The following is a 24161-nucleotide window of genomic DNA, read 5'->3' as shown; positions in this document are numbered from 1 at the left end:
GGCTGCCCTCCGCCTTGCAATTCCTCGTCGCACGGACTCAAGGCGACGCGCCGCGGAACCCGCGAGCAGCGACCCCATGCGGGCACTACAGCACGAGCCGGAACGACGACGCGCGGCGCACGCCCGAAGCGGCGCACGCGAGCAGCCGGCGGCGCTCCGCCCCCGCCATCACCGCCGACAGAGCAAAGGTCGCAAGGTCGGCGGCGGGCAGCGCCCACCAAACGTTCTCGATGCCGCCGCATGCGGAAATAACGAGAATCGCCGGCACCGCGAACACGGCATAACGCAGCACGCCGAACATCACGGCTCGCTTCGTGCCGCCGATGCTCTCGAAATACGCGCTCATGATCTGACCCAAGAACCCGAACGCACAGAACATCAGGACGATCTTGACGTGCCCCGCGCTCGATGCGGCGAGCTCGGCGTCCCCGCCGGTGAACAGCAGGCACATCTGGGGCGCGAACGCATTCGTAACGCATGAAATGATACCGACGCAGACGATCTCCACCCCAGCCGCGACAACGAGCAGGTCCGCGAGCCTGCGGTCGTTGCCCGCCCCCTCGTTGTAGGCGGCGATCGGCTGCAGCGCGTACGCAAGCGCCATGCAGACGATGTTGAGCGTGTACATGAAATAGCTGTTGATGATCGCGAACGAGGCGACGTTCTCGGTATCGCCTGTCGCGCCGAGCGTATGGTTCATGACCGCGACGTAGATGGCGCTCGATATCTGGACCAAGAAGACGGGACAGCCGTACCGGCAGACCTCGTAAACAAGCCGCGGGCTCACGCGGATGTCGGACAGGCGGACCGAGAACACGGAGCGCGTCCCGTCGCGTCGAGGCAAGACGAACCCCAGGATGCCCAGAAACCAAAGCGCCGTGGATATGGCGTAGTACGCGGCAGCACCGGCCACGCCAAGCTTCAGCACGAAGACGGAGACGACGAGCCAGGTTGCCGCAACGACGGATCCGAGGGTCTGGATCGCGCTCGCGAAGCCGGGGCGCTCGTCCTGGCGCAGCATCTGGCAGATCATCTGGCCGGTAATGCAGAACGGATACCCCACCATGAAGATACGCACGGCGGCGATGCAATCCGCCTCGATCTCGGGCGTGGCGCCGATGAGCGGCACGATGGCGGGCGTGTTGATGAAAAAGATCGCCGACACGGCGCAGGCGAGCAGGAACGTGAACCAGAATCCCTGGCCGAACGCGCGGCGCGCACCGGCCTCGTCGCCCGCCCCCAGCAGGTTGCCGCACACAGCGGAGACGCCCTGGCCGAGCGAGCTGCCAAGGGCCATGTTGACGATCTCGAAGGTCATGACCACGCTCATGCAGGCCAAACCGACCGACCCGATGCCGTTGCCTACCACGATGCCCTCGGAAACGACCATGGCGATCTGGGCGATCACGCCGACGAGCGAGATGGCGGCGTAGCGCATGAAGAGCGGGAAGATGGGCTTCGTACCGAGGGCGCGCGACGATGCGGTGCTCTCAGCGAGCTGCGGGCAGCCATCGGCGTCCGCGGTACGAAGACCAGCCTCGAAAGACTTCTCGCCACGCTCGCGAAACGTGCGGATATACTCGGCTAGACGCTGAAACATGGCGAGAACCTTTCCGTGCTAAACCTCCGCGCGCGGGCGCCGCGGCGCGACGACCGCGCGCGAGGAGGCCGAAGTCGGGATGCACCCGCGAACGCAGGGCATCGAAAGGAAAATCCGGCGGGACGCCCAGGGCCTCCCGCCGGACCGGATGATCAGGCACGCGCGAACGTGTCGGTATCCTTTAGGCGCAAGTCTTAGGCAGAGGGCTCCTGCTGCGTGATGCAGTGGATGTTGCCGCCGCCGTAGACGACCTGCTCGGACTTGACGCCGACGCACTTGTACACGCCCTCGCCCCAGACCTCGTCGTAGATCTTCTGGAGGGTGTCAACCGCGAGCTGGTCGTTCTCGTCGCCGTACTGCGGGACGATGACGCCGTGGTTGGTCACGAGGTAGTTCATGTAGGAGGCGATCAGCGGCTCGTCGGGGACGCGCGGCTCGGCGTTCTCGTCGGCGTCGATGGTGTCGCAGGAGGCCTGGTCCATGAACAGCGGGTTCACGGGCATGCAGAGCTTGTAGACCTTCATCTTGCGGCCCTTGGCGTCAACCGCGTTGGAGAGGGTCTCGTAGGCGGCATGGCACTGCTCGTAGAACGGGTACTCGGGGTCGTCGGTCCAGATGCAGGCCATGACGCCCGGGGCGATGAACGTGGCGACGTCGTCGATGTGGCCGTTGGTCTCCTCGGGGTCGATGCCCTCCTTGACCCAGATGACCTCCTCGACACCCAGGTAATCCTTGAGGTGCTCGTCCATGTACGCGCGAAGCTCCTCGCTCCAGGGCTCGAACTTCTTCTTGAACTTGGGCCAGATGGACTCGGGGTCCTCTTCCTCCTCGAGCACCGCGGAGCAGGTGCGGCCGGGGGACAGCAGGCACTGGTCGGTCACGACGAGGGTGCCCTCGCCGTCGACGGTGATGGAGCCGCCCTCGAGGATCATGTCGTCGGGACGATAGCGGCGGCAGCCGGAGAGCTCAGCCATCTTGAGGGCGATCTGCTCGTCCTTGTCCCACGGGAAGTAGAGGCCGTCGATGAGGCCGCCGTAGGCGTTGAAGTGCCAGTGGTTGGCGCGCTTCTCGCCCTTGCCGTTGATGACGTAGGTGGCGGCGGTGTCGCGGAACCAGGCGTCGTCGGTGGTCATCTCGAGCACGGTGACGTTCTCGTCATCCTCGAAGACGGTCTTGCAGTTGGCGTAGTCGGCCTGGTTGGCGCACATGTAGACCGGGGTGAACTCGGCGATGGCGCGGGCGATGGCGGCGTACTGCTTCTGGGCCGGCTTGGCGCCGTGGGCCCAGGTGTCGGTGCGGTGGGGCCAGCCCATCCACACGCGGTCCTGCGGAGCGAACTCCGCCGGCATGAAGAAGCCGTCGGCCTTGGGGGTGGAATCGGATTCATAGATCGTACGCATAGCAAATACCTCCATATCGCAACGATCCGTTCGGGCGTGCGGATACCCGCCCGATCCGGGAGGCGCGAGGCTTCGCGCCGTCCCCGGGATTACCGAAGAGAGAGGCGGGTTGTGTGGTGCCGTACCCGCCGGACGGCCAGGAGTCCTCTACTTCGCACGATGCGAGATGTCCGTAACCCATCGTGCGAAGCGAAGGTAGCAATGGGAGACCGGATGCGCGCTTACGGTCGCGCACCGCGGGGCGCCGCAGGATGCGGCGGGAAGTTCGGGCCCCGTGTCCGCCCCGAGGAGGCCAGGGTGCCTCAGATCGGGTCGAACGAGGTGAGGGTTCGCTTCCCCGAGGGGGCTAGGGCGCCCCGATTTGGGAGCGACAAGCCCGACGAAGCGTGCTTAGACACGTGAGGAGGGTTGGAGCCCCAAAGCGGGGTGCCCTAGTCCTCCTCGGCCTCGGCAGCGAGGCGCTCGGCGGCGAGCTCAGGGGTGAGACCCTTGTACTCTTCCTTGCGGCCGCGGGCACTCCAGATGCGCACGACCTCGCCGATGACCAGAAGGACGAAGAAGATGATAAGCATCGGGACCTTCTCGGGGACCTCCTCGGCGGAGAGCGGGACGATCGTGGCGATGATGGCCAGGACCAGCTCGATGCAAGGCACCGCGATGGCGACCTTCATGAAGGCGCCCTTGAACGGGAAGGTGAACACGCGCTCACGGTTGGGGTCGTTCTTGCGCAGGTTGAGGAACGCCGGGAACATCGGGATGTAGGTGAGCAGCAGGAAGACGACCGAGGTGCCGAAGAGCATCCAGAAGATACCCTCGGAGATGGCCTCGATAGGCACGAGCTGCAGGGCCAGGACGAGGGAGGCGACGACGGCGTTCACCAGGTTGGCGCCGTTTGGCATGTCGTCCTTGGAGATCATGGAAGCGAAGACCTTGGGCATGTTGCCGTGCTCGGCGGCGTAGCGGGCGACGGAGTTGACGCCGAAGGACCAAGCGGCCATGTTGGCGAACAGGGTGATCAGGAAGGCGATGCAGACGATCTTGAAGATGGCGGAGTCACCGACCATGGTCTGCAGGGCGTAGATCATGCCGTAGTCCGGATCGATCTGGTCGGCCGGGACAGCGGCGCCGATGCCGAAGCCGGCGAACAGGTAGATCGCGGCGATGGCCAGACCACCGGTGATGATGGCCTTCGGGATGTCCTTCTTGGGATCGGCCATGTCATCGGTCATGGTGCAGATGACCTCGAAGCCCATGAAGTTGAAGATGATGATGGACAGGTAGCCGAGAGCGTTCACGTTGGTGAGCTCGGGCAGGAAGGTGTGCGGGCTCATGTCGGAGGCGAAGCCGTTCTCCATGGCATACCAGATGCCCAGAGCGCCGACGATGACGGCCACGGCGACCTTGATGAGCGCGCCGCCGTTCAGGACCCACTCGGAGTCAGCGGCCTTGGAGCGGCCCATCAGGTAGACGATCCACACGAAGGCGAGCTCGATGGCGAGCGCCACGGGGAGCTCGAAGGACACGCCGAAGACCATGCCCAGGATGTCGGGGAACATGGTGGCGAGCGACGCGATCCAGAACGGATAGTTCACCCAGTAGTAGAAGGAGATGCGGGCGCCCCACTTGTCGCCGAGTCCGTCGCGGACCCAGTCGTAGATGCCGCCCTCACCGTCGTAGGTGGTTCCCAGCTCGGCGACGATCAGGCCGTAGGGAAGCAGGAACGTGAGGATCAGGAAGATCCACCAGAAGAACTGCTGGTTGCCGATGGCAGCAGCAGGAGCGGCGGCTTCGCAGACGAAGACGACGCAGATGACCGTGGAGATAACGGTCAAGAAGGAGAGCTTCTTCTTGCTATCGCTCATGAGTAATCCTTTGCTCGGTCATATCGGACAGTACCGAGCACTCCCCCGCCCAGGCATCAAGCGAGGGGCGCACGGGTCGCGCCGTGCGCGGAAGCGCTGGCGCGATGCGCCGGCGGCAGGAGACGAGCATCCACCGCCCGCGCGCGGGGCCGCGCGCGAAAGGAGAGCGCGCGGCCCCGAGGGGAAGCGGTTTAGCGACCCTGGAGCTCGTTGAGCTTGTCGAGGGCGGCGTGCAGCTCAGCCTTGGCGGAGTACTCGACGTTCTCGTCGTTGAGCGGAGTGCGGTCGCCGAGGGCAGCCAAGATGGCACGGATGGAGTGCTTGCGGTTCTCGGCCTCGACCCAGCAGAGGGAGCGCTCGGGATCGTCCATGACCTCGTCGACGACCTCCTCGCCGCGGGTGGCCGGCAGGCAGTGCATGAACTTGGAGTCCGGGCCGGCGAAGTTCATCATGTCCATGGTGACCTGGTACTTGGGGTAGAAGACGTCCATGTAGTTCTCGCCCTCGACCTCCTCGTCGTACAGGCCGTACCACACGTCGGTGTAGATGAAGTCGGCGCCCTTGATGCACTCGATGTCATCGGAGATCACGATGGAGCCGCCGGAGACCTTGCAGTTCTCCTCGCCGATCTCCATGAGCTTCTTGCCGAACTCGGCGCGCTCCTCAGGGGTGCCGACGTGCAGGGCGCCGTCGCAGATCTGGTGGCCCTTGGGTCCGAACTGCACGAACTTCATGCCGACTTTGGAGCAGATGAACATGAGGGAGAGGCAGACCTGGGTGGCGTCGCCGATGAAGGCCAGGGTGCAGTCCTCGATCTTCTTGCCCTCGGGAAGGTTCTCGAGCATGGTCAGAAGGTCGCCCATCTCCTGGGTGGGATGGTTGAACTCGGACATGCCGTTGATGACGGGCACGGCGGAGCCGGCGGCGAGGCCGACGACGTCCTTGTGGCGGTCGACGCGGGCCATCATGATGTCGAGGAGGTCGCCCATGACGCGAGCGGTGTCGCCGAGGGACTCATGGCCACCGAGCTGGATGGTGCCAGGGCCGTAGAACTGGGCGTGGCCGCCGAGGTCGCACATGGCGGTCTCGAAGGACAGGCGGGTGCGGGTGGAGACCTGCTGGAAGATCATGCCGAGGCTCTTGTTGCGGAGCAGGTGCGGATAGTAACCGTCGACCTTGATGGCCTTCTTCATAGCGATGCCGAGGTCCTCGATCGCCATGATCTCCTCTTTGGTGAAGTCATTGGTGTCGATGAAGTCCTTAACCATGGTGCCTCCTTACCAGGCGCCCCGGCCATCCTTCAGCCGGAGCAAATTACCTATGTCGTGGCGGCCGAGGTTCGCGACCCCGTTGCCACCGACTCGCGCGTTCGCATATTCAAAGCTGTATATGCGTCGTCTGCGCGTCGGCTCGGCTCGGTCGGAGCAGGTCCGCTCGTCCGCTATGACTATGATTGAGGGAACCGTCGGTTTTAAGAAGTTTAGGCTAGATTAAGTTCCGCCCACGGGAACATAACCCGAATAAACCGGGCATAATCCCGCAGGTCAGAAGCTTGCTTGTCGGTGAGCGGTATGTTTTTCCAACCGTTTACCGGAGCCGAGCGCCCATCTGCAGCAAACGGGGGTGAGACCGGGGCGAGGGCGAGCGGTAGCGTTTCCCGAGCGAACGTGAGACGCGGTTTACGGGGTTGTAACCAAAGGGAAGAAAATTCACGCGGTGCAACTGGAATAAACCAGGTCTACACCCGTCCGCACGTTGGAGGAGGACCCGGCAACAGCGTCACATCAACCGCGCGATAAACCCGGCTCCTGGAATGAGTACGCGAGAAATGAGTCGGTGGTCCCATTGTATCGGTCAACGGCTCTCCATGGATTTGCACACGCGCAGGTAGTCAAGTTGTAACAGGCGTGTGCTAGCATGGGGTCTCGCCGCTCGTTGCGGGAGAGAGACGCGGGGAAACGGTGAAGGCAATGAACACAGTCTTTTTCTTCTACACGCTTGCCATATTAGTGGTCTGCATCGTCTGCTCGGTGCTGTCCGCCGCCGCATGGGCAAGCTCCCGACGACGCATATTTGTATATGGCGCGATCGCCTTCGCCTGCTACGCCATCGAGATGACCGAGATCTTCTTCAACGAGTACATATCTCAAAACATCGCGTTCCCGGCATCCGATTACTATGACATCGCGATGCCGTTCGAACGCACCTTCGTTGTGACCGTCCTGCAGGCGAACATCTGGCTCATCGCCCTGGACATCCTCGACCGCACATCCAAGCGGCGCTTCTTCTGGCCCGTCCTGGCGTTTCTCATCTCGAATATCGTCATCATCGTCGCCATGCCTGAGGGTCCGTGGCGCCAGTGGGCCTACTACACCACGCGCCAGGTGTTCTCGTTCTTCGTGTACGCATACGCCGCGTGGTGCTACCTGCGCTCCAATGACGAACGCTACCGGGCGCGCCTGGGCAAGCTCAAGGCCCCGTTCCTGATCATGGTCGTCCTCACCACGTGCGTGCTGCTCGAAGATATCTACATCATCCTCATCGCCCCCATGAACACTCACGTGAGCTGGCTTCCGCTCTACCTCTCGGAACGCAACTTCTCCGAGAACGTGCTGCTGTGCTTCATGGCGTTCGTCCTCGTCCACGTCGCCTACAACGTGCTTTCCATCCGCATCAAGGAGGCGCCGGTGCAGGAGGAGGTCGGCGACCTGGACCGCCATATCGACGAGCAGATGCCCTTCTTCCGCGAGACGCACAAGCTCTCCAAGCGCGAAGCCGAGGTCCTGAAGCTCGTCCTGCTGGGCAAGAACAACCAGGAGATCGCCAACGACCTCTACCTCGCCGTGGGAACCGTGAAGGCGCATGTCCACAACATCATGAAGAAGTGCGGCAAGTCGAGCCGCGAAGAGCTCACGCTCTTCTTCTGGAAGAGCTAGGCAGCCAGCTTCCGCGAACGGCAATCCCCCGTCTCAATTCGGTGCCTGTCCCCTTTCTGAGTCTCAATTTGGTGCCTGTCCCCTTTTTGAGACGGGAGATTGCGGCGCAGGGCGCGCAGGTGCCCCAAAGCGCACAAGCGCCCCCTCATGCCCCCCCCACAAGCGAAGCCGCAGCAGCCGACGCCCGCCTCCGCAGGGATCAGGCGAGGTCGCGCAGCGCCGCGGCGTTGGCCCGTGCGGCCTCGGCGGACTCCTGCGCCGAAGCGTATCCGCGCTCCGGTTCGCGCACGACCGCGCGCACGCGCTCGCACACCTCGGCGACGCCCGGATCGTCCGTCCCGTTGACCCAATCCCACCAGCGCACGCGCGAGGGCGGCTCCACGCCCTCGAACCACGTGCGGAGCCCGTCCAGGGACACCGGGGCATATCCGTTGGCGTCCACCCCCACGTCGTAGCGCGCGAGCCCCTGCGCACGGTTGAGCTCGTTGTAGAGGGCCCCCGGGCTGTGGATATGCCCGTGCAGGTGCCAGCTGCCGTGCGAAAGCGACTGCCAGTCCATGAGCGGGTAATGCGACAGCACGATCTTCTGGCCGTGGATGTTCAGGCGGACGATGGGCGGCTCCACGATGAAGGTGCCCGCCACGTCCTTGTGCGTCCAGTCCTTGTCGTGATTGCCGGGCACGAGGTGAACCTTACGGCAGACAATCCTGTCGCGCAGCGCAGCCGCCTCCCGTGCCGTCATCTTAAACGAGAAGTCGCCCAGGATATAGAGCTCGTCCGCGGGCGCGACGCGCGCGTTGATCACGCCGATGAGCGCAGACGCCATCTGCTCGACCGTCTCCCAGCGACGGTCGGTGAAATTGAGCACGTTCGCGTGTCCAAAGTGCGTATCGCTCGTGAACCAGATCATCGGTGCTCTCCCCTCCCTCTTGTGCCGACAGGAGCGCTCGCGAGGTTCCTGGTCGTAGGACGCAGCCGCCGGTCGAACCATCGTACCCCAAGCAGCCGGACGCCGCGGCGGATCGGGCGCGGCGACCCGTGATGCGACAGCGCCGGCAAGCGGACGCGCAGGCGAGCGGTCCTCAATTTGGTGCCTGCCCCCTTTTTGAGTCTCAATTTGGTGCCTGCCCCCTTTTTGAGAGACGAAACGGGGCGGACCCGTGCGGTCCGCCCCGAAAAGCTTCCTCTGCGCGCCGGCCCTAATGGCCGTGACGGGCGCGGATGGCGTCGTCCACCATGCCTTTGCTCATGAGGAAGGTGACCAGGAAGTACCCTCCGTAGCACAGCAGGAAGATCGCGCAGGTCACGCCCACTGTGCCGCCGATCGACAAGCCGCCGAACAGCGCGACGATGTCGATGACCACCTTCAGCGCCACAAGCGCATGAGCCACGCCCATCACCAGCGGGAAGATGAAGAACACCGCCTGCTGGGCCAGCACGGAGCGCATGATCTCGCGCCTCGAGGTGCCCAGCTCCGACAGGATGCGGTAGTTCTTGCCGGAATCGGCCACGGCCGACAGCTGCTGGATCGTGAGGATCGCCGCGCAGGCAACCACCAGCACGAAGCCAATGTAGATCGCCAGGTAGCTGATGAGGCCGTTCATGGAGTTCGTCGACTCGTAGCTCTGGTCGCGCGTGGCCTCCATGCCCCAGATGGCGCTCTCGGTGCCGTCCGCGTTGAGGATGTCGCCCCAGCTGCGGTCCTGGCGCACATACCCTTCCGTCTCCTCATAAGAAAGGCCGGGTTTGTAATCGCCCAGGAAATAGCTCGCGTAGAGCGGCAGCGGCTGCGCGTCGAGCACCTCGTCCGGCACGACGACGGTGCCCGAGTTGGACCCCATCGAGGAGTTGAACAGCGAGCTCGCATCGGCGTTCACGCTCTCGGCGGCGGGCCGCAGCGTGCGGCCGCCGAGCTCGATCGTCACGCCTCGGCTCAGGTCGGCGTCGTAGATCTTGTTCACCGACTCTCCCAGGTCGCTCAAGATGAGGTAGCCGTCCTCCCCCAGGTCGATACGGTCCATGCCACGGAAGTCGAGATAGCGGTTATAGGCGCTCTCGCTTGTCACCATAAGGCCCATCATGTTCGCATCACTCGAGTTCGTGCCCTTGGGAAGGGGCATGTCCACCGCATCGGCCAGAACGTTGAGGCTCACCGACGGCAGTTCCTCGCCCACGGGACGTGAGTCGTACACGTCGATCTGCACGTGCTTGCCCAAGATGCTCGCAAGGTCGAAGGGACGCGCGGCATCCCCGTGCGGGTCGACCGTGTTCTTGGCGCTCTCGACCAGGATATCGACGGGCTGCTCCGGAAGCTTCGCCACGGGATAGCCCTCCTGCTCGCGCTCCTGCGCCAAGCCGGGCTCGTTCAACATATCCTGCCCGTAGTAGATGACGGCGCGCGAGTAGTCGGCGATGACGCTGCGCTCCACGCTCGTGTTCATCACGTTGGCGATGGACATGCCGCCCGTCACGCTCGTTATCGCCAGGAACAGAATCATCGAGATGACGGCCATGGAGAAGCTCACGGTGTTCACCTTGGCCGCGAGCTGGCGCATGGTGAACATATTGAGGCCGCGCCAGTACAGGCTGCGCATGCTCTGAAGAGCCCTGAGCAGCGAGCCCGACAGGCCGAAGAAGAACAGGATGGTGCCGGCGACCACGATGCCCGTGGTTATCGCGAACTGGGCGAAGGCGGCATCATACTCGCTCGGCGCGGCGTCGACGGGCAGCCCGTCGCGCAGCAGGCGGTAGTACGCGATGCCGATCATCGCGACCCCGAGGACGAAGAGCGCGGCGGAGACGATGGGGTTGCGCGTCTTGATCGATTCGTTCTTGCGGCTCGCGCTCATAAGGTCGATCACCTTCGCGCGGCGCACCACGCCCAAGTTGAAGACGAGCGTCACCAGGAAGATGGCGACCAAGCAGCCCACTGTGAGCATCAGCGCCTGGGTCGAGAAGAAGAAATGGAAGTCGCGGATCTGCGTTTTGAAGAGCGACGCCGTGAAGAACGTCATGAGCTGGGAGATGCCCACGCCCGCCGCGATGCCCAAGACGAGCGCCGCACCGGAAACGATTGCCGTCTCGAGCGCCATGATGCGCGAGACCTGCCCGCGGCTCATTCCGAGCACCTGGTAGAGACCGAACTCCTTCTTACGGCGCTTCATGATGAAGCCGTTGGCGTACACCATGAGAAATCCCATGACCACGGCGAGGAACATCGTGAGGCCGCTCATGATGCCGCCGAGCAGCTCAGGCAGGCCCTCCTCCTCCAGGACGATGCCCGCCTGGACCGAGATGGTGTTGAAGGCATAGAAGACCGTGACGGCCAACGTGAGCGTGAGCAGGTAGACGAGGTAGTCCTTGCCCGCCCGGCGCACGTTGCCCCATGCGAGCTTACAGAGCATCGGAGCCCTCCCCACCCATCATCGCGACGACCTCCATGATGCGGTCGAAAAACGCGCGGCGCGGGCTGTCGCCGCGGCGCAGCTCGGTGAAGATCTTGCCGTCGCGGATGAAGAGCACGCGATTGGTGTAGCTGGCGGCGAAGCTGTCGTGCGTGACCATGAGCACCGTCGCCTGGTACTGACGGTTCATGGTCTCGAAGCTCTCGAGCAGCAGGCGGGCGTTCTTGGAGTCGAGCGCGCCGGTGGGCTCGTCGGCCATGATGAGCGCCGGGTCGGTCACCAGCGCGCGCGCAGCGGCGACGCGCTGCTGCTGGCCGCCGGACATCTGGTACGGGTACTTGTCGAGCACCGCCGAGATGTTGAGGCGCATCGCGACGTCCTCGACGCGCACCGACACCTCGCGCGCAGGGACGCGGGCGATCGTGAGCGGCAGGGCGATGTTCTCGCGAGCCGTGAGCGTGTCCAGCAGGTTGGAATCCTGGAAGATGAAGCCCAGCTGCTCGCGGCGGAACTTCGCGAGCTTGGCGGCCTTCATGCGCGTGACGTCCGCACCGTTCACGACCACGCTTCCGCTCGTGGCGGAGTCGATCGTGGAGACGCAGTTGAGGAGCGTCGACTTGCCGGAGCCCGACGCGCCCATGATGCCGACGAACTCGCCTCTGCTCACGGTAAAGGAGACGTCCTCCAGGGCGCGCGTCACGTTGCCCCGGGCGCCGTAGACCTTCTCGAGGTGCACGACCTCCAGGACGGGCGTGCCGATGGCGCTGCCGACCGCCGCGCCGCCCGTGCGGACCGGACCGGTCGCGGGCACATCGGACGCGGGGCGCGCATGGGCGGCCGCCACCTGGCGGCCGCTCGCTGCGACCATGGGGTTGATCGGGGATGCTTCGTTCATGTTCGTCTCGTTTCTCTTCAGGGTGTCCCTATTGCAGTATGCCGAAATCCGACGACGCGCGATCAGTGCTTGCACGTCGACAGGAGCCAGATCATGCCGATCGACAGCGCGGCCATGATGAACAGGGAGAGCAACATCTCGACCGCGCTCATGCCCGCCCCGGACTGCTCCGGTGCGACGTCGTACGGGCTGTATCCCAGTCGACGTCCATCCATGTACTCATTCGTTGCCTTCATGGCAATCACCTCCTGACCGTATAGTCTCAGGAGCCGCTTTTGGCTGCCATCGATTTGCCTTACACCGTCCTTGCGCTTTTGTAAGGTTGGTTAGCAAGGTCTTAAGAGGGCCAAGGGCCGGGGTACCGGGGACGAGCTGCTCGCGACAAGGGCGCGCAGCCATTGGGGCGGAAGTCGGCGGCCCGTCCAGAGGGGTACGGCCTGGCCAGCCATTGGGGCCGACAACTCGGACCCAGGGAACATGGTTTGTCGCGGGCGGGCGTCGTGCGTACACTGGTGGACGGTTCACCTACGGGAAAGGTCGAAAACGGGCGTGAAAACCATTCATGTGGCCGCCGGCATCATCCGACGCGGCAATTCGGGCGAGGAGCTGCTCGCCGTGCAGCGCGGATACGGCGAGATGGCAGGGCTCTGGGAGTTCCCGGGCGGCAAGGTCGAGCGCGGCGAGACCGCCGAGGACGCCTGCCGGCGCGAGCTTCTCGAGGAGCTCGGTCTCACTGTAACGAGCATGCAGGCCTTCTACACCGTGGAATACGACTATCCCGACTTCCATCTCTCGATGGAGTGCTTCTTCTGCCGTCTGAGCGATGAGGACGCCCTCGCAACGCCCGAGGCGCGCGATCGGCAGCAGGACATCCGCTGGGTGCGGCGAGGCGAGCTCGATGAGCTCGCCTGGATGCCGGCGGATGTCGACCTCGTGCACACCCTTGCGGCAAGCGCGGGAAGCGCAGAGGCCGACGCGGCTGACGGGGACGAGACGGCAGCAGGCGAGCGCGACGTCGCGAGGCATCAGGCCTCCCGATCGAAGGCTTCGGGAAAAAGGCGCAGGAGCGCCAAGCGATCCCGCAAGCGCCCGGCCGACCTGCTCGCCGGCGTGGACACAACGGCGCTCACGGATAGCGAAGTCGAACTCGTCCGGCGGCGGGCGGCCATCAAGCGCTCGATGAAGGGCAACAGGCGCGCCGACACCAAGCCCGAGATGCTCGTGCGGCGCGCGCTGCGCGATGCGGGCCTCACCGGCTACCGGCTCCAGTGGAGCAAGGCGCCCGGCAGGCCCGACATCGCGTTTCCCGGGCGCCGCGTGGCCATCTTCGTCAACGGCTGCTTCTGGCACCGCTGCCCGCACTGCAACCCCAGCGTCCCGAAGCGCAACGTGGAGTTCTGGGAGGCGAAGTTCCGCCGCAACGTGGAGCGGGACCGGCGCGCCCTCGACGACCTGAAGGCGATGGGCTGGACGCCGATCGTCATCTGGGAATGCGAGCTCAAGCGCGACCGCATCGACGCTCGCATGGCGGAGGTCGTCCAGATCGTGCGGGACGCCGGGAAGCACTGAGGCGGGCGCGGCCCCCTGCGGGGCGTCGGCCCCCATCGCGTCACCGCCCTTCCGGACGGCGCGCGGCGGGCGCCTTCGCCCACAGGCTGCACACGCCATACTTAGGCATACCTTAAGCTCTGCTTGCCCCCTTCGCGCCTCAAACGACAAGAAATGGCCTCTGACCTGCGACGACATGCATTCATCAAAGCCTGTTAAGCAGCTCTTAAGACGTATCGCGGCGCGAGGGGGCGCATAATGCAGTCAGCGCGACCACCACAGCAGCCATTCAGGTCGCGCGCCAGAGCGGACGAGCGAGGAGGCCGGCATGCATACATCCCAACATGCAGCAGCCGCGCGCACCACTTCGCAGCCATCTAAGCGTACGGACCTTTTCTCCTTCCCCCCGACACAGAGAATGGGCCTCCCCGTCTCACCCGCGCACCGCTCCTCCGATCAGTCGGAGAACCTACAGCATTCGTTCGAGCGGCTGTCCGAGGCGCTCGCGCCCCGCAGCCGCTAGGACGAAGAGCCCCTTCGAACTCAACGTCTTTTTTTCACCCTCAGCTGAGGGACAGGCACCAATTTGAGCGCCCGGCCCGAAGCCGAAGTAAAGCAACGCAGAGAAGCCCGGCCCCGTCTGCACGGGAGCCGGGCTTCTCTTGTGCCGAGGACCTCAATTTGAGACCTCAATTAGACCTCAATTTGGTGCCTGTCCCCTTTCTGAGACCCTGAGGGGTTCCGCGCCGGAAATCACCGGGCTACGCCTTCGTCTTCATCTTCTGCTCGAAGTCGAAGTTGTTCAGGTTGTAGCTCAGCATGTCCAGATCGCTGCAGATGCCCTCGGCGAGCACCTGGAACGGCACGACCGCGCGCAGCGCGTCGACATCGCCTGAAGCCGGGCTCCCGAGCTCGAACACCTGCTCGCCCGTATAGGCCCCCGTGGCGTCGATCACGTACACGTGGTCGGTGAGCTCGGCCAAGGCGTCGTGGAGCTGCACCATGCGCTCATGCCCCACATCGCCCAGATCGACCAGCATGATCACGTGGTCCTTACGGATCTCGTAGGTGGGGCCGTGAACGAACTCCTCCATCTCGTAGGCGTTCGCGGCGATCCCGGTCATCTCGTTGAGCTTGAGCGCGCCCTCGAGGGCGACGCCGTAGCCCGCGCCGATGCCGACGCACATGATGCGGCGCGCCCGCACGAACAGACCCATATGGCGGTCGAAGAACGCGCGCGAGGCGTCAAGCAGCGGGCGCGAGGCGTCGATGGCGGCGAGCAGCTCGCCGTGCAGGGCTTCGGCCTCCTCCCCGTCGACCGTGCCAAGCGCACGCGCGGCGGCGATGGCGAACTCGAACAGGAACGTGCAGCTCGTGGGGAATCCCTTGGCGACGTAGTAGTCCTCCACGCCGCTGCCGTACTCGTACACGTGCTCGCACACCTCGCGAATCGGGGCGTTGCCGTTGCAGGTGAGCACGGCGACGTCCTGGCCGCACTCCCGGGCGCGGCGCACGGCCTCGATGGTGTTCGTGCTCTTGCCCGATTGCGACATGCAGAGCACGAAGATGCCCGCCGCCTGCGCGTGATCGAACAGGATGTAGCTCATGGGCCAGGTGACGGTGACCTCGATGCCCAGCACGCGCTGCAGGTACGGCTTGGCGGCCGTCGCGATGTTGTACGAGGAGCCCGATGCGACGATCAGAAGACGCGTGCGGGGACGGGCGGTGAACTGCTCCACCAAGCCGGCCACGCGGTCGGCGCCCTCCGCGATCCTCCGGCACAGGTCGGGCGTGCGCTCGATGTAGGTATACATGCTTCTCACGATGTCTCCCCTCGCCTATGCGATGATTCCGAGCAGGTTGAACACGATGCCGAAGGCGAGCAGGCCGAAGATGAGCGGGATGACCTTCACCTTGCGCTTGAGCAGCTCCGCGACGCCGAGCATCGTGAGCAGCGGCAGCAGATTGGGCAGGATCTCATCGAGGACCGCCTGGACCTCAAGCGTCACCCCGTTGGCCATGTTGAAGACGAGCGGCGTGGACACGCTGATCATGTCGCAGGTCATGGCACCGATCACCATCATGCCGAGGATGCCCGCGCACAGCGAGATCTTCTCGATGATGTCGCTTTCCGCCATCATGTCGAGCACGCGATGGCCGAGTTCGTAGCCCCTGAACGTCAGGATGTAGCGGATGGCCCAGTGCGGGATGTTGAAGACAAGCAGGAACAGGATGGGGCCGAGCACGTTGCCCTGCATCGCGAACTGGCACCCGATGCCGGAGGCGACCGTCTTGACGATGCCCCACCAGAAGCTGTCGCCGATGCCGGCGAGCGGGCCCATCAGACCGGCCTTGACGTTGTTGATGCTCGCGGTGTCGAAGCCCTGCTCGACGGCGTTCTGCTCCTCCATGGAAGCGGAGATGCCCATGATGAACGTCGAGAACTCGGGGTTGGAGTTGAAGAACTCCAGATGGCGGTTGACGGCGGCGCAGCGCTCCTCGTCGGTGTCATAGAGCTTCTCGATGGCGGGAAGCATCGAACGGCACCAGCCGATGGCCTGCAGGCGCGAGTAGATGAACGGCCCCTCGAGACCGAACGACTTGAAGAAGATGGCGGACAGCTCCTTCTTCCCGAGCAGGTGCTCGCGCGCGGCGGGGAGCGCAGCGGGCTCGTCATCCAGATCGTCGAAATCATCGAGGATGTCGTCCTCGGCGGCGCCGGCGGCGGCGCGATCGTCGCCGAAGAAGAACGCGATCGCGGCCGCGGCAGCACCCAGGATGGCGATCGCCATGGTGGGCATGCCGAGATACGAGGCGAGCGCGAAACCGATGAAGAAGAACGCCATGGTCTTGGGCGTGCGGGTGAGGTTGAACAGCATCGCGAAGCCGAGCGCGGCGAGCAGGTTGGTGCCGGTGCCGATCGCGTTCATGATGTTCTCGGGGATGGCGTTGGCGACCGCAGCGACCGTCTCGGCGCCCACGAGCAGGCTCAAGAAGACCGTCAGGAACATGAAGAGGCATGACAGGCCGAAGATCAGCCAGAAGGCCTTGGTCACGCGCTGCGGGGTGTTGCGCTCGGGATGATCGAACAGCATCTTGGCGGCGACCAGGTCGTAGCCGGTGGTGGCGAGATGCTCCAGCAGGCGGAACACGATGCCGACGGGGATGGCGAGCGCGACGGCGGCCTCGGCGGACAGGCCGCCGGCGATGGCGAAGCCGGCGCCCAGGACGCCCGCGATCGTGATGTTGATGGGGATCGAGATGCCGATGCCCATCATACCCATGGTGGCGAGCTCGAGCGTGCCGCCGATGATGACGCCCTGGGACAGGTCGCCCAGCACCAGGCCGACCAGGGTGCACATCACGATGGGGCGGGTCGACTTGTTGATGCCGTCGACGTACTCGCACCAGCCGAACACGGCGATCAGACCGAGCAGCACTTCCTGAAAAATGGTCATGATCCTTCCTTTCCTACTAACTCAAATTAGGGACAGGCACCGAATTGAGGTTCTTCTGCGTACAGCTACCTCGCAAAGGTCGCGGCGCTCACCTTGGTGTCCGCGGGCACCTGCTGCGCGTACACCTCCTTGCCAGCGTCCATGACCGCCCGGATGTCGTCGAGGTCGGCGTCCGTCAGGCACACGGCGTTGGTGTAGCGCTTGGAATCGCCGTGCTCGCGCAGACCGCCCAGGTTGACCGCGGCGACGTCTGCGCAACCCTCCGCAAGGGTGCGAGCGTCGTGCATGGAATCGACAAGCACGAGAATCGAGTACGCCTTCGCTTTATCGGAGTTGAGGAACGCAACGGTTTTCTCAACCGTCGAGATGACCAGCTTCACGCCCGCAGGCTTGGAGAGCGCGAACGTCGCCTTGCGCGCCTTATCCGCCGCGACGGCGTCGTTAGCGATGACGATGAGGTTGAGCGGAATGCTCTTTGACCAGGCGTAAGCCACCTGACCGTGCAGGAGGCGATCATCTACGCGCAGCAATTCAACCATGGAAACTCCTTTCCCGAGCATATGGTGCAGCATGGCTGCCTTGGCTGGATTATATACATACAAATGGATGCTTTACCATTGTTTGTATATACATTGTTACCAAGATTTCTTCTGAACGGTATACTATTGCCGCTGATGTCTATACATCAGGAGGCAGACCGTGGCACGCGAGGCAAAATACCGTCAAGTCGAATCGTTCATCAAGGACGGCATTCGCGACGGCTCGCTCGAGGTAGGAAGCCGCATCATGACCGAAGAGCAGCTCTGCGAGCACTTCGGGTACTCGCGCATGACCATCAACAAGGCGCTGAACAGTCTTGCTTCGGAGGGCTACATCAAGCGCGTGCCCGGCAAGGGCAGCTTCGTCGCCTCGGTGCACGTCTCCAAGCCTTCCGACAGTCTCAAGAGCTTTACCGAGGACATGCGCGATATCGGCATGGTCGCCGGGTCCAAACTGCTCAGCTACGCCGTCGTCAGGGCCGAGACCGTACCCGAGGTGCAGGCCAAGCTCTCGCTGGGCGACGACGACCTCGTGCATGAGTTCTCGCGCCTCAGGACCGGAGACGGCAAGCCCGTCGCCATAAGCTATAACTACGTGTCGGCAAGCGTGATCCCCGCCATCGACGTCGCGTGCCTCAGCCGCTCCTTCTATGCGTTTTTGGACTCACTCGGCATCGAGCGCGAATACTGCGGCTCCGAGTTCCGGGCCGTGCTCCCCACCGACGAGCAGAAGCGCCTGCTCGAAGCGGATGACATCGCCCTACTCTGCTCGGCCCACTGCACGTACACGCGCATAGACGGGCTCATGGTCCCGTTCGAGTACACCGAAACCTACTACAACGGAAACATCTACACCTACGTCACGCGAGACTGACTCGCTACGGGCCGCGCCACGTGGGCCGCACCGCAAGCCCGCATCGCAGGGCTCCCCGCCAACGAAGAGCCCCCTTGGCGTATCGACGGGTTTTCCAGCCGGCGCGCACCCCGACGATACTGCACGCGGTCATCTTGCACAAAGGTCTCCCGACGGGCGCCCCTGCCCCTCAATTTAGGGACAGGCACTTTTTTGAGGGGCCGGGATTCAAGCCGAAACAAGGCAATGTAGGGAGGCCCGACCCCCGTCTGCACGGGAGCCGGGCCTCTCTTGTACCGAGGACCTCAATTTGGTGCCTGTCCCCTTTCTGAGACCCGGCGGACGGGGCGCTACATCAGCTTCGTGGACTCCAGCTTCTCGATAATCCAGTTGTTGGCGCGGATCACCGGGCGGCGGAGCAGCAGGCCGAGTGCCAGGGAGGGCAGCAGGTACAGCGCGAGGATGCCCATCTCGATCCAGTACTCCATCCCATAGGCGCCCGCCATCGCCGCATGCATGGCGTTGATGGCATGCGTGAAGGGCAGGAACGGATAGACGCCCTGGAAGAAGTCGGCCGTCATCTCGATCGGGAACGTTCCGCCGGAGCCCGCGACCTGCATGACCAGCAGCACGACGGCGAGCGCCTTGCCGATATCGCCGAAACTGACCGTGAGCGTGTAGGTCATCAGCGAGAAGACGATCGACGCAAGCCATGCGGTGAGCATGAACAGCATCGGGCTTTCGCACTGAATCCGGAAGAAGCAGATGTCGCCCGCGGAGACGAGCGTAGCCTGGGCGAGCGCCAACAGCAAGAACAGGCAGTAGCGGCCCAAGTACAGCTCATGCAGGCGGAAGGGCACCAGATCGCGGCACGTCTGCTCGTCCACCGTGACCTTCATCATGGCGGCGAGCACGACACCGCCCACCCAAAGCGAGAGCACCGTGTAGAAGGGCGCCATGGCGCTGCCGTAGTTCTCGATGGGGTACACGGCCTTGCGGTCGAGCGAGACGGGGGCGGCCAGCGCGGAGGCGAGCGCCTCCGGGTCTCCGCCGATCAGCGAGCGGATGGCGGCGAGGTCGCCGCTCTGGATCGCGCCGTCGAGATCGTCCTTGATGAGCTGCAGGGTGTCGGCGGCGGAGGCCAGCGTGGCCGAGGTGTCGCCGAGCGCCGCATCGATACCGGAAAGGTCGGCGGCGAGCGACCTCGACGTGCCCGCAAGCCCGTTCACGCTCGCGTCGAGGTCGGCCGAGATGCCGGAGCTGGCGCTCACGATGCCATCGATCGTGCTCGCGAGCTGATCCGCCTGGCCCTTCAGCGTGGTGTCGTAGTCGCCCTTCACGCCCGAGATGGCCTCCTTGGCCTCGTCCAGGACCTTCTGGATCTCCGCGCGCGAGGATTCGACGCTCGACGTGCCGCTCGTGAGGGCGTCGGCGACCTCCTGGAGCCGCGTGGCGACGCGCGTACCCTCCTCGGCCACGTTGCCCAGGCTGTTGGCCACGAAGTCGAGCTGGAAAGCGAGCTTGGAGAGACCAGCCGCCGCCGCCTTGTCGGACAGTCCGTGCAGCGCGGTCGCGGCCTCCTGCAGCTTGGCGACCTGCGCCTCGACCTTGGCCTTGGCGTCACCGAGCTGCGCCGTGCACACGTCCACGTGCGCATCGGCCGCATCGAAGGCGGCGTCCACCGAAGAGGACACCGCATCGAACCCCGCCGCGCTCTCGGAGAGCGCCGACTCGATATCCGCCTTGGCACCCGAAAGCGCGCCCGAGATGTCGGCGACGCCGTTCTTGGCGTCGGCAAGCATGGCCGCCGTGCTATCGGAAGTCGTCCCGGTCTGCCCCAGCAGGTCGGAAGCAGAGGTGAGCGTCTTCGAAGTCGACGAGGTGAGCCCCCCGAGCGAGCCGACCTCATCGGCGGCCTCGCGCAGGTCCGTGATGTTCTCGTCGAGCGAGGTGCTCAGGTTCGAAACGTAGTTAAGCACCTCGTCGCTGTTCATATAGTCGAGCAGGCCGGCGGTCACCGCGAGACCGATGTCGTCCACCGTGGAGGTAAAGGTCTCGTCGATCTGCTTGCGCACGGTGCTCGCGCCCTTGTCGGTGACGCGCGGGGCGATGGCGCTCGCCTTCTGGTTCTCGTAGTAGACGATCTCGGAATGCTCGACCTTCGACGAGAAGAGCGTCATCATGTCTGCGGAGAAGTCCTCCGGAATCACCACGGCAGCGTAGTACGCGCCCGACTTGACGCCCTCGATCGCGTCGTCCTCGCTCATAAACTCCCAACCGAGCTGGTCGTTCTCGCGCAAGGCCGCCGTGACGGACTCGCCGATGTTCACCTTGATGGGAATGAGGTCGCTCTCGTAGCCCGCGTCCTCGTTGGCGACGGCGACCTTCAGGTTGCCGGTGTTCCCGTACGGGTCCCAGCTGCCCGCAATGTTGAACCACGCGTACAGCACGGGCACGATGACGAGTCCCACGACCACGATGAGGCCGATTACGCTGTGCCCGATGCGCGACAGGTCGCGCTTGAAGATCTCGATGATGTTTCTCATCTATGCCTCACCGCCCTTCTCGGATTCCGCATCTCGCTTAGCATGCGTCCCTCGCGCGGGCCGTGCGGCAGAGCCGCCTTCCCGCTCGCCATCAAGGGAGGGATCGGTGCCGCCGGCTGCATGGGCACCGCGTACGGAGAGGCCCAGGGGCGCCGTCGCCGCGGCGTCGTGGCGCTCGGACGACGGGCCGGCAGGCCCCGCCTCCGCATCGGAACCCATCTGCCCGCCGAACAGCCGGTGACCAACGGCCGTGTGTTCGCGAATCTCCTTGCGCAGCCCCTCGTCGGACAGCATGGCGAGGCGCATCTGGACGTTCAGGCTCTCCCGGATGTACTCGACGACGATCATGTAGGCGTCGGCGAGCACGACCGAGGCGATCCACAGCGCGAGCATAACGATCTTTCCGTCGATCGTAAGGTCGAGCATCGCCGTGAGGATGAACAGCACGACGGGCAGGCCGAAGACAAGGCAGAAGCCGAGCTTGATGAGATAGGGGTACCGGTGCTCGAAGCGCGCGGCCCGCGCGAGCAGCTGCTCGCGGAAACCAGCGACGTCGAGCATGGCGCGCAGGGCGTAGCGCAGCGAGAAACGCTCGCGCGGCAGGTCGTTCTCCTCGCAGATCATCACGCCGGTCGAAGCGAGCTGGCGGTCGAACAGGAGGTTGAGGTTGAGCAGCGCCGGACGGAGCCACACACCGATGAGCAACGCCACCGCGAGGAAGGCGAGCAGAACGGCCAGGTTGCCCAGATACGCCATCCCGTACATGCCGCCGATCGTCTCGCGCATGGCGTTGATGCCGTACGTGAACGGCAGGAACGGATGGATCGCTTGGTAGAAGCCGGGCATCATCTCGATGGGGTACATGCCGGAGGAACCGGGGATCTGCACGATGACGAGCACGACCGCAAGCGCCTTGCCGATATGCTTGAAGGCGATGGCCAGCGCGTAGATGATGTTCACGTACACGAACGAGGTCAGCACGCCGGCGAGGACGAACAGCGCCGGCTGCAGGCACTGCATGCCCAGGACCAGGTCGCCGACGCACACGATGACGGCCTGGACGCATCCGAGCGCGACCATCAGCATCCAGCGACCGAAATACCCTTGCGTCGCGGTGAAGGCGCCCACGCCCTCGGTGTCCACCTCGAGCTTCAAGATCGCGATCAGCACGAACCCGCCGACCCACAGGGCGAGGTTGGTGTAGAACGGGGCGACACCCGACCCGTAGTTAGATACGGGGTAGACCGCCTTGGTGGTGAGCTTCACCGGCGAGGACATGAAGTCCGCCGCCTCCGCGGGCGTGATGCCGAGCGCTTCGGCGAGCTGGTCCATGGATTCGGAGGCGCCGAGGGCAGCAATGTCGGTGGATGCCGCCGAGAGCTTCTCCTCCAGCTTCTCGAGCGCCGCGTCCATGTGCTCGAGCGAGGTGGTCGCCTGATCGAGCGTGGCGGAAAGCTGGTCGAGCATCCCGCGCGCCTGGGCGATGGTGGGCTCGAGGCCCGCCACCACGGCCTGCAGGTCGCCCGAGACGTCGGAGAAGGCGTCGAGCCCGCTCGAGAGCTGGGGCAGCGTGGTCGAGTTGAGCGTGGACTGCATGCGGTTCACCGCGCCCACCCCGTCCTGGACCGCGGCGTCGATCGCCTCGGCGGCCGCGCTGGCCGCGCTGCCGTCGTTCTCGAGCGCCTCGCTCTGCGCGAACAGGCCGTCGCGCAGGCCCGTGAGCTCGGTGTTGAGCGCCGTGAGCTCGTCGATGATCGCCTGGACCCCGGCGAGGTCGCCGGAGCCCGGAACGTTTTGCAGCCGCTCGATCGCGGCGTTGTTGTGATCGATCAGGTTGTCGATGTTCTTACCGGAAATATAGATGCTCGTGCTCACCGAGGAGAGCGTGCCCGAGATCTTACCGACTGCGGCGTTGGCCTTGGAAGATGCGCTGCCGAGAGCGGCCGTGCCGTCGGACAGCGCGGTGTTGAGGGACGCGGTGAAGTCGCGGGCCGTCTGGCGCGTGGATGGGAGCAGCTCGTCGCCCTGCTGAAGGGCCTGGGTGAGCGAGGGCGTCTGCTCGGAAAGACCCGCGAGGGCCTTGTCGGCGGACGCGATGGCGCCCTTGGCCCCCGAGATCGTCTCGGTGAGGTCCCCCATCGTCGCGCGGACGTCCGCGACCGCGCGCGATGCCGCGCCGACGGTGCCCACCAGGCTCGCCGACGCCTCGTCGCCCGAGGCGGTGAGGCTCGCGTCGGCGTCGTGGGCGAGCTGAACGAAGGTCTCGGCCACCGTGGCCACGAACGTGTCGTTCACCTGCTCCTCGATGGTCTCCGCGCCGGTATCGGTCACCTTCGGGGCGATGGCGTTCTTCTTCTCGTTGACGTAGTAGGTGATCTTGGGCTCGGTGAAGGTGCCCGTGAGCATGCTCGTGAGGTCGCGCGAGAAATCCTTGGGGATGATGATCGCGGCGTAATAGTCGCCCCGCTCGACGCCCTCGCGCGCCTCGTCGGCGTCGACGAAGGTCCAACCGAGGTCATCGTTCTCGCGCAGCTTCTCGATGACCTCGTCGCCGGCATTGAGCTCGCCGGTGAGGTCGTTTTCCGTGCCGCGATCGTTGCTTGCCACGGCGATCTTGATGTTGCCCGTATTGGCGTAGGGATCCCAGTTGGCGACGATGTTGTACCAGGCGTACAGCGACGGGATGATGCACACGCCGATCGTGATGATGATCGCCACCGGGTTGTGCAGCAGCCGTTTGAGGTCGCGTTTGAAAATCTGGAATGCCTTGTTCACGCCGATCCACCCATTCGTTCCACGCGGAGGAGCTCGTAATCCCATTGTAGACAAGCGCGAGGCAGCTTTTGCGCACACCCCCGCCCGTGCGAGGAAGAAATATACCCCGTTAGATACTTATTTGACAGATGTGCGTTAACTCTTTTCATAGTGAGCACATTTTCAGGGCCACGAAGCGCGTGATCAACCCGCGCCCCACGTTGGGAACAAACGCCGGCCTGAGGCGCGAGCCGCGAGCTCGCGCTCGCCGCCGCGAAGAGCACGCTCCCGCGGTCCACGCCTCAATTTAGGAACAGTCCCGTTGGGACTGCGGTCACATTCGATCAACTCCGAATAATCCGTGCA

At 64.5% G+C, this 24161-nt stretch carries 16 protein-coding genes; 3 read left to right on the top strand and 13 right to left on the bottom strand.

Going from position 1 to position 24161, the window contains the following annotated elements; genetic code table 11:
- Window positions 1-85 precede the first annotated feature (85 nt).
- The 4 genes from BQ7355_RS05185 to ptcA form a co-directional block, all read right to left on the bottom strand.
- Complete coding sequence (locus tag BQ7355_RS05185) at window positions 86-1600, bottom strand: MATE family efflux transporter (RefSeq protein WP_072415234.1); 1515 nt, start codon at window positions 1598-1600, stop codon at window positions 86-88.
- 194 nt (window positions 1601-1794) lie between these two features.
- Entirely contained in the window at window positions 1795-3000 is a 1206-nt protein-coding gene (locus BQ7355_RS05180) for an agmatine deiminase family protein (protein WP_072415233.1), read from the bottom strand.
- A 431-nt stretch (window positions 3001-3431) separates the two neighbouring features.
- On the bottom strand, window positions 3432-4862 hold the full coding sequence (locus BQ7355_RS05175) for an APC family permease (protein ID WP_072415232.1): 1431 nt from the start codon (window positions 4860-4862) through the stop codon (window positions 3432-3434).
- 191 nt (window positions 4863-5053) lie between these two features.
- Window positions 5054-6130 (bottom strand): putrescine carbamoyltransferase, encoded by a 1077-nt coding sequence (ptcA, locus tag BQ7355_RS05170; RefSeq protein ID WP_072415231.1) that lies wholly within the window; start codon window positions 6128-6130, stop codon window positions 5054-5056.
- Between the two features lie 702 nt (window positions 6131-6832).
- Between ptcA and BQ7355_RS05165 the strand changes: the two genes are divergently transcribed.
- Entirely contained in the window at window positions 6833-7798 is a 966-nt protein-coding gene (locus tag BQ7355_RS05165) for a helix-turn-helix transcriptional regulator (protein WP_072415230.1), read from the top strand.
- Window positions 7799-7997: 199 nt separating this feature from the next.
- Here BQ7355_RS05165 and BQ7355_RS05160 read toward each other — a convergent pair whose 3' ends face one another.
- The 4 genes from BQ7355_RS05160 to BQ7355_RS09175 form a co-directional block, all read right to left on the bottom strand.
- Window positions 7998-8708, bottom strand: a complete 711-nt coding sequence (locus BQ7355_RS05160; RefSeq protein ID WP_072415229.1) for a metallophosphoesterase — start codon at window positions 8706-8708, stop codon at window positions 7998-8000.
- A 289-nt stretch (window positions 8709-8997) separates the two neighbouring features.
- Window positions 8998-11202 (bottom strand): FtsX-like permease family protein, encoded by a 2205-nt coding sequence (locus BQ7355_RS05155; RefSeq protein WP_072415228.1) that lies wholly within the window; start codon window positions 11200-11202, stop codon window positions 8998-9000.
- Window positions 11192-12097, bottom strand: a complete 906-nt coding sequence (locus tag BQ7355_RS05150) for an ABC transporter ATP-binding protein (protein ID WP_240307323.1) — start codon at window positions 12095-12097, stop codon at window positions 11192-11194. The genes BQ7355_RS05155 and BQ7355_RS05150 overlap by 11 nt, the downstream gene beginning before the upstream one ends.
- A 62-nt stretch (window positions 12098-12159) precedes the next feature.
- A complete protein-coding gene (locus BQ7355_RS09175) occupies window positions 12160-12333 on the bottom strand; it encodes a hypothetical protein (RefSeq protein ID WP_159430446.1) in 174 nt (57 codons plus the stop codon).
- Between the two features lie 313 nt (window positions 12334-12646).
- Between BQ7355_RS09175 and vsr the strand changes: the two genes are divergently transcribed.
- Window positions 12647-13666, top strand: a complete 1020-nt coding sequence (gene vsr, locus BQ7355_RS09365) for a DNA mismatch endonuclease Vsr (protein WP_240307322.1) — start codon at window positions 12647-12649, stop codon at window positions 13664-13666.
- A 740-nt stretch (window positions 13667-14406) separates the two neighbouring features.
- Here the strand turns inward: vsr and BQ7355_RS05135 are convergent.
- The 3 genes from BQ7355_RS05135 to BQ7355_RS05120 form a co-directional block, all read right to left on the bottom strand.
- Window positions 14407-15459, bottom strand: a complete 1053-nt coding sequence (locus BQ7355_RS05135) for an SIS domain-containing protein (protein ID WP_072415227.1) — start codon at window positions 15457-15459, stop codon at window positions 14407-14409.
- 24 nt (window positions 15460-15483) lie between these two features.
- Entirely contained in the window at window positions 15484-17103 is a 1620-nt protein-coding gene (locus BQ7355_RS08970) for a PTS system mannose/fructose/sorbose family transporter subunit IID (RefSeq protein ID WP_083581580.1), read from the bottom strand.
- A 65-nt stretch (window positions 17104-17168) separates the two neighbouring features.
- Entirely contained in the window at window positions 17169-17642 is a 474-nt protein-coding gene (locus BQ7355_RS05120) for a PTS sugar transporter subunit IIB (RefSeq protein ID WP_072415226.1), read from the bottom strand.
- A gap of 160 nt (window positions 17643-17802) precedes the next feature.
- Between BQ7355_RS05120 and BQ7355_RS05115 the strand changes: the two genes are divergently transcribed.
- Complete coding sequence (locus BQ7355_RS05115) at window positions 17803-18516, top strand: GntR family transcriptional regulator (RefSeq protein WP_072415225.1); 714 nt, start codon at window positions 17803-17805, stop codon at window positions 18514-18516.
- Window positions 18517-18845: 329 nt separating this feature from the next.
- On the opposite strand, the gene BQ7355_RS05110 is transcribed toward BQ7355_RS05115, so the two are convergent.
- Together BQ7355_RS05110 and BQ7355_RS05105 are read right to left on the bottom strand one after the other, a co-directional pair.
- Window positions 18846-21041: a YhgE/Pip domain-containing protein gene (locus BQ7355_RS05110; protein ID WP_072415224.1), complete on the bottom strand. Its 2196-nt coding sequence runs from the start codon at window positions 21039-21041 to the stop codon at window positions 18846-18848.
- Entirely contained in the window at window positions 21042-23816 is a 2775-nt protein-coding gene (locus BQ7355_RS05105; protein WP_072415223.1) for a YhgE/Pip domain-containing protein, read from the bottom strand.
- Between the last annotated feature and the right edge of the window lie 345 nt (window positions 23817-24161).

Source organism: Collinsella phocaeensis (assembly GCF_900119895.1).
GTDB classification, from domain to species: domain Bacteria; phylum Actinomycetota; class Coriobacteriia; order Coriobacteriales; family Coriobacteriaceae; genus Collinsella; species Collinsella phocaeensis.
This window is presented reverse-complemented; position numbering and strand designations above follow the sequence as displayed.